Source organism: Novosphingobium sp. (assembly GCF_019748365.1).
GTDB lineage: Bacteria > Pseudomonadota > Alphaproteobacteria > Sphingomonadales > Sphingomonadaceae > Novosphingobium.
Map to the genome: position 1 here is coordinate 1 of NZ_JAIEPN010000114.1, position 5427 is coordinate 5427.

Annotated in this window: 5 protein-coding genes; 1 reads left to right on the top strand and 4 read right to left on the bottom strand. The window is 57.7% G+C overall.

What is annotated here, in order from left to right:
• Positions 1–21 precede the first annotated feature (21 nt).
• The 4 genes from K5Q19_RS13975 to K5Q19_RS13990 all read right to left on the bottom strand — a co-directional run bounded on the left by K5Q19_RS13975 (position 22) and on the right by K5Q19_RS13990 (position 3672).
• A complete protein-coding gene (locus K5Q19_RS13975) occupies positions 22–1017 on the bottom strand; it encodes a hypothetical protein (RefSeq protein ID WP_292946239.1) in 996 nt (331 codons plus the stop codon).
• Between the two features lie 174 nt (positions 1018–1191).
• Positions 1192–2163, bottom strand: a complete 972-nt coding sequence (locus K5Q19_RS13980; protein ID WP_292946240.1) for a hypothetical protein — start codon at positions 2161–2163, stop codon at positions 1192–1194.
• 2 nt (positions 2164–2165) lie between these two features.
• The gene (locus K5Q19_RS13985; protein WP_292946241.1) at positions 2166–3062 is read right to left on the bottom strand and encodes a hypothetical protein; all 897 of its coding nucleotides are present in this window, start codon (positions 3060–3062) and stop codon (positions 2166–2168) included.
• Positions 3063–3213: 151 nt separating this feature from the next.
• Positions 3214–3672 carry a hypothetical protein gene (locus tag K5Q19_RS13990; protein ID WP_292946242.1) on the bottom strand — a complete coding sequence of 153 codons (459 nt, stop codon included), beginning with the start codon at positions 3670–3672 and terminating at the stop codon, positions 3214–3216.
• A gap of 449 nt (positions 3673–4121) precedes the next feature.
• On the opposite strand from K5Q19_RS13990, the gene K5Q19_RS13995 reads away from it, so the two are divergent.
• Positions 4122–5393, top strand: a complete 1272-nt coding sequence (locus tag K5Q19_RS13995; RefSeq protein WP_365759617.1) for a DEAD/DEAH box helicase — start codon at positions 4122–4124, stop codon at positions 5391–5393.
• Positions 5394–5427 lie beyond the last annotated feature (34 nt).

Here is a 5427-nt window from a genome sequence, read left to right on the forward strand (position 1 = left end):
TCTAGCAGGACTGGCCCATTTTTAATCCGGTGCTACCGGCCGATCCGTGGCCCCTTTTATTCCCGGTGTTCTCAGCAGCTCAGCAAGGGTCGCTAGCGGGACCAACTGCGGCGTCGGTACATCGATCTCACCGCTAGCAATCAATGTTGAGATCCGCATTCCTATCCGATTTGCTTGCGGCGGATCTAGCCGAAGTCCGAGGGGTTTCTTCACAGGAATTACAGGGACGACCGCGCCGCCATCAAGAACATCTCGCACGATGCTCATCGCATCATACTTGAGCCTTCCGCCGGTGTGATGGTAGCTCAAAATTAGGTCACCACTTCTGACATCCCACTTATGCGCGTCCCAGAAAAATGGGACCTGTCCATCCTCTTCGAGTGCTGGCTCATTGTAGCCTTGTTTGTGATAGACGTCCCAACGCTCTTTCGGCGGTTCAACTTCAGTGAATACACACAGGAATATGCGCCTGTCTGATAGGACTTCCGACTGACCGAGGAGTACGTCTTCCAATGCTCTAAGCTTCGTGGGCATAGGGCGCTGGTTTCGACGGGCACGCCAAGCCTCTTCAATCTTTGCCAGTTGATCCGGCTTTAGGCGCGAGCTTCGACCAATGATCCCATGCAGCCACTCCTCAGCCTTGCCGATTAGGGCCGGGTCGTGGGTTAGCAGGCCTGCCTCGAGACCTAATTTGAGCTCATCATCCTCACGTCCGAGCCCGTTCGCCGATGCATTCGCAGAGCCAGAGAACAGGACTTGATCGGTCAGGTAGACCTTGGCGTGAAGCCCTGGGCAGTCCCAAATCTCGACGCCAAGATCGAACAACTGGCGAAGCGTAGAGGGGTTGCATGCACCACTAAAGGCGTCACAAAAAATGCGGCTTCCCCGTGCCCAACTCCCAAGCCCGAGCAGTTCTACTGCCCCTTTCCCCCAGTAGGCGACGGCGGCATCGAAGGGCTGTCCTTGAAGGGCTGCACTAAGCTCTGAGACGAGAGCGTTGCCGCTTAGAAATTTCATTTGCCTTCTCCCATTTGGAGTTCATCTGCGCCTTGCTGCATCGGAAAGGCATTTCTGGGAAACATTGGTTGCCTCAATGTTGCGGCTCATGGCCAAGCTCCCACCGCGTATTCAACAGCTGCAGGAAAGCTAAGGCCTGTCTGGAGCCGAAAGTTGATCTCGGGCTTATTTCTCTCAGGCGAACTCTTCGTCGGCGCACAGCGTGACATAGCGCTGCTGCAGCCATGCGAACCAGTCAGCTTCAGGCCAGTCTCCTAGCGGCTTGAATGCTGCTTCGATGGACATGGAGCGGAAATCGGCTGGGTCGGTGAGCAGGGAACGGAACACGTCAAACGCGTCGTCGCCTAAGCGCTGAAGCGTCGGTGAAGTCACCAAGTGCAACGGCCTATTGCCTGCTGGCGACAGGTGCAAAACTCGCGCACGATCCACCCTGACATCGGTTTGCTCGGTATGCCAGGCGAGCATCTGCTGGCGAAGCATCTGGTAGAACGGTTCCCAAAAGAAATCTTCGAGATCGACATCAATATCAGCGCGGATCGGCCCATTGGGCGCGCGCCAGATTGCTTCATAGCGAGCCCGGCGGGTGCTGTTACCTTTGGGATCGAGCGGTTGGCCATACCGCTCGGTGTACTTCCATTCGACGAGCAGTAAATTCGTGGCACCAGCGGCGGTCCGATACAAGATTGCTGCGTCGGCCGCTGTGGCATTGGCTCCACGCTTGCGCTGCGCCCCTGGACTCGCCTCGTTCAGATAATCCGCATCGCCAATCCATTCGAAGGTCACGAACCAGTCCTGACCGGCGCGGTCTAACTCTATGGGCAACACTTCACCCACTTTGTCGCCGGTGACGTGCGTGATCCATCGCGCAAGCAATTCGGGTTTGTCGGCGAACGGGAGCAAAAAGTTGACGCAGCACACCTGCGAGGAAAGGCCATGGTTTGCGTGTTGATGCCATTGGATTGCTGGATCAGCGCCGAAAAGACGATCGGCCGCTTCGCGCACGGCTGGCGAAAGATTCACGAGCCGGTGTTCGGGGGACACACGATAATCGGCTCCGCAATACCCGTTGTAGTGAGCCAAGTTTGCTGAAAACCATTTGCTTTGTGCCAGCCGCTGTTCCGCTACGAAGTTCGGCTTGCTCGGCATCTTTAGAGCTCCGTGTTGATGCGAGCGAAGGCCGCCTGATAGGCCTTGGTGCGATCATCGAGCCAATCAGCCATCTGATCCCAATTCGCTTGGTTGTATGGATCGATGGTTAGTTTCGAACCGAGGCTCGTCTCCGCTGCCGCACCAAGTTCCGCGACCAGTTGATCAAGATGCGGCCGAACAAACAGTTCCAGATCGTCAGGCGAGCCACCACGGGGCGGGCGAACGAACACACCTACGCCATTGCGGGACAGATACAGAACGACCAGCATATCGGTGTGGGGTAGCGCAGCCCATAGAGAACTCGCAGCGCCCGGTTTACCGTAGGCCGGGTGGCGCGCACAGAAGTGGGTCCAGAAGGAAAGGCGGTGCTCTCCGAGCTCAGAGCGGTCGCCTTCAACCACACGCTTCCTTTCCGAGACCTGCCGATCCCAGTTATTCGGTCGTTCGACCACCTCAAACAACGGAGCAAACGGCGAATCGGCAATGCGGACAACACGCAATCGCACGGCAAAGAAGGCAAAGGGATCGACGGTGTGCTCGTTCAACCAGCGGATGGCAGATAGGTGCTCTTCCCGGAACGACGGCGCGATCCAGACCATTGTCTGCGCCTCAAGCCCTGCAAGATACGTCATGATCTGGCCAAGGTGCGTATGATCTGAACCCGCAAGCTGGTTCTCGATGAGTACAACGCTGTCGTCGGCTGCATTGCGAGCGAGGATATCGGCACTGAACGTGCCAACCCGCATCTCGGTGCCAGACAATTCCAAGGGAATGCCTATAACTTCCGAGAGCCGATCGAGGTTGGTCGCCAGCCAAGGCGTGAACTCATGCGCTTCGTGTGTCCACGCATCGCGGAGTGGAACGTCGGCGAGCTTGGCAAACACGGGATCGGGCATTCGTCTAGAGTGGCCCGAACAACCAATGGGTGCAAGCATCGCTGCAAGGATCTAGATCATCGCTCGATCGGCTGCTCTGCTGGCAGCACCGCCTATAAAATGCCCTGTCGTTGGAACCCCGCTTAACATAACGCCCGTTCTCTGACTGGGCTCAGACGGCTACGGACCACACTTCAATGCCCGGCTTCTCCAGCTTCAGCCGACGCTCAAGGCCGGGATAGAGTGGCGACGAGAAAAAGGCATACCGGTGCGGCTGGTCATGTTGGGTGAGCTTCGCAAGGTCCTTGGCAAGCTTACTGTTATTGCGCGGATCCACAGCTGCAAAGGCCTCTGCGCCCACCAGCCCTGGCTCAACGCTCATTATGTCGAGGTCCATGGCCATGTGCGCACCGGGCGCAAGGTCGAAGCTGCCAGCCTCGGGATGCCGCTCAAGCAGATAGCGCGCCGCCTCGAAGGCAACGAGGTAGGTGAAGGTCTGGTTGACCTGCTCGATGCAGTTGAGCGCATGCCCCTTGACGTGCTCCCCTGAAATGTGACCGACTTTGGCGTTTGCTTTCCGGCAGCCTTCAACTCGCGAATGGCGGTTTCCGGCACGAGCAGCTATTCCCACACCCGCCTCAGAATGGCGTGAATTGGTCGGGAGTCGCCGGTATTTTGCGAAGCCGCCGCAGGGGCAAGGGCGCTAACAGAACCGAGATTCGTGGTCCCAAAATTGCTAATCGAAGGATGCCCTACATTCATGCCCAGCCAAAGGGGGCTTTGTTGCAAGTTCCGCTCTGGCAGCTTTCGGATGCTTGGGCCTGGATAGCCTGCGGGCGCCGTCGAACATTTCCGCTCAATCGGTCGGCGTGATGCGCAGTTGCGGTACCGGTCGCGGCGCCCCGCTGCTTAGGTCTGGCCCTAGATCCTCCCATTCCACGCCCTCGACGATCAGCCGCGCGAGGAGCGGTTGTGCGGCTACCTCAGTCTCTTTCGAACGGAACTTGTAGGATAGCCGACCACGGCACTGCCGTTACCGCAGCTATGGTCTTCGTACCCTTCAATCGGTAGACTGGCCTCATGATAAAGTTTGAGGACCTCGCGCCGGGTGCGCGTGTCAGCGGCCTTTTCGGCAACGGAATCGCTGATATCGTGTCAATCGCAAGATTTGGACCGGATGCTCTGAATTTGGTGTTTCGCGCCGATGGCGCCGTACATGAGCGTCTGCTTTATCGCGGCGAAGAAGCGGCCCTAACACTAATCACGTCCGGGCAGTCGTTCGGTTTCCATGCCGATGGCAGCCTCCTCCGATTGGCGTCAGAAGCGTATCGGATTCGTTTAGCTCACCTCTTTGATCCTTATCTGGCGGTCAGTGCATCACAGATCGAAGCACTCCCTCACCAGATCACGGCTGTCTACGGCGAAATGCTTCCCCGCCAGCCGTTGCGCTTCCTGCTCGCAGATGACCCGGGCGCTGGCAAAACAGTCATGGCCGGTCTGCTCATCAAAGAGTTGATCATTCGCGGCGACCTAGAACGCTGCCTCATCGTGGCTCCCGGAAGCCTGGTCGAGCAGTGGCAGGAGGAGATGGCCGAGAAGTTCAATCTGGCCTTCGATTTGCTGACGCGTGACCAGATCGAAGCTTCGTTAACTGGCAATCCATTCGTCGAGAGAAACCGACTTATCGTGCGCCTCGACATGGCATCCCGATCAGATGAGCTGAAGGCGAAGCTCGAAGCCGCGCCGGACTGGGACCTGATCATTTGTGATGAAGCTCACCGGATGGCCGCATCATACTTCGGCGGCGAGGTGAAGGAGACACAACGCCACCGGCTGGGTAAGCTACTCGGCACTAAGACCCGCAATTTCTTGTTGATGTCGGCCACCCCACACAACGGCAAAGAAGCTGATTTCCAGCTCTTTATGGGCTTGCTTGATGCAGATCGGTTTGAAGGTCGTTTCCGGGAAGGCGTGCACAAGGCCGACGTATCGGACATGATGCGCCGCCTGACCAAGGAAGAGCTTTACCGCTTCGACGGATCGAAGCTCTTCCCGGAACGATGCGCGTATACCGCCAGTTATGAGCTCTCGCACGCGGAAGCAGAGCTTTATCAGGCGGTCACAACCTATGTTCGCGAGGAAATGAACCGCGCGGACCGGAGCGGTGATGATAAGCGTCGATCCAACGTCGGCTTTGCATTGCAAATCCTTCAACGGCGCTTGGCTTCGTCGCCTGCTGCCATCCATCGATCGCTCGAACGTCGCCGCAAGCGTCTCGAAGACCGCCTGCGCGAAGAACGGCTGTTCCAAGGTGTGGACCGGCGTGCAAAAGGGACCCCGTTAGCGGGGTGATCGGCGTCTAAAAGGGACCCCTCATTCTGATGGT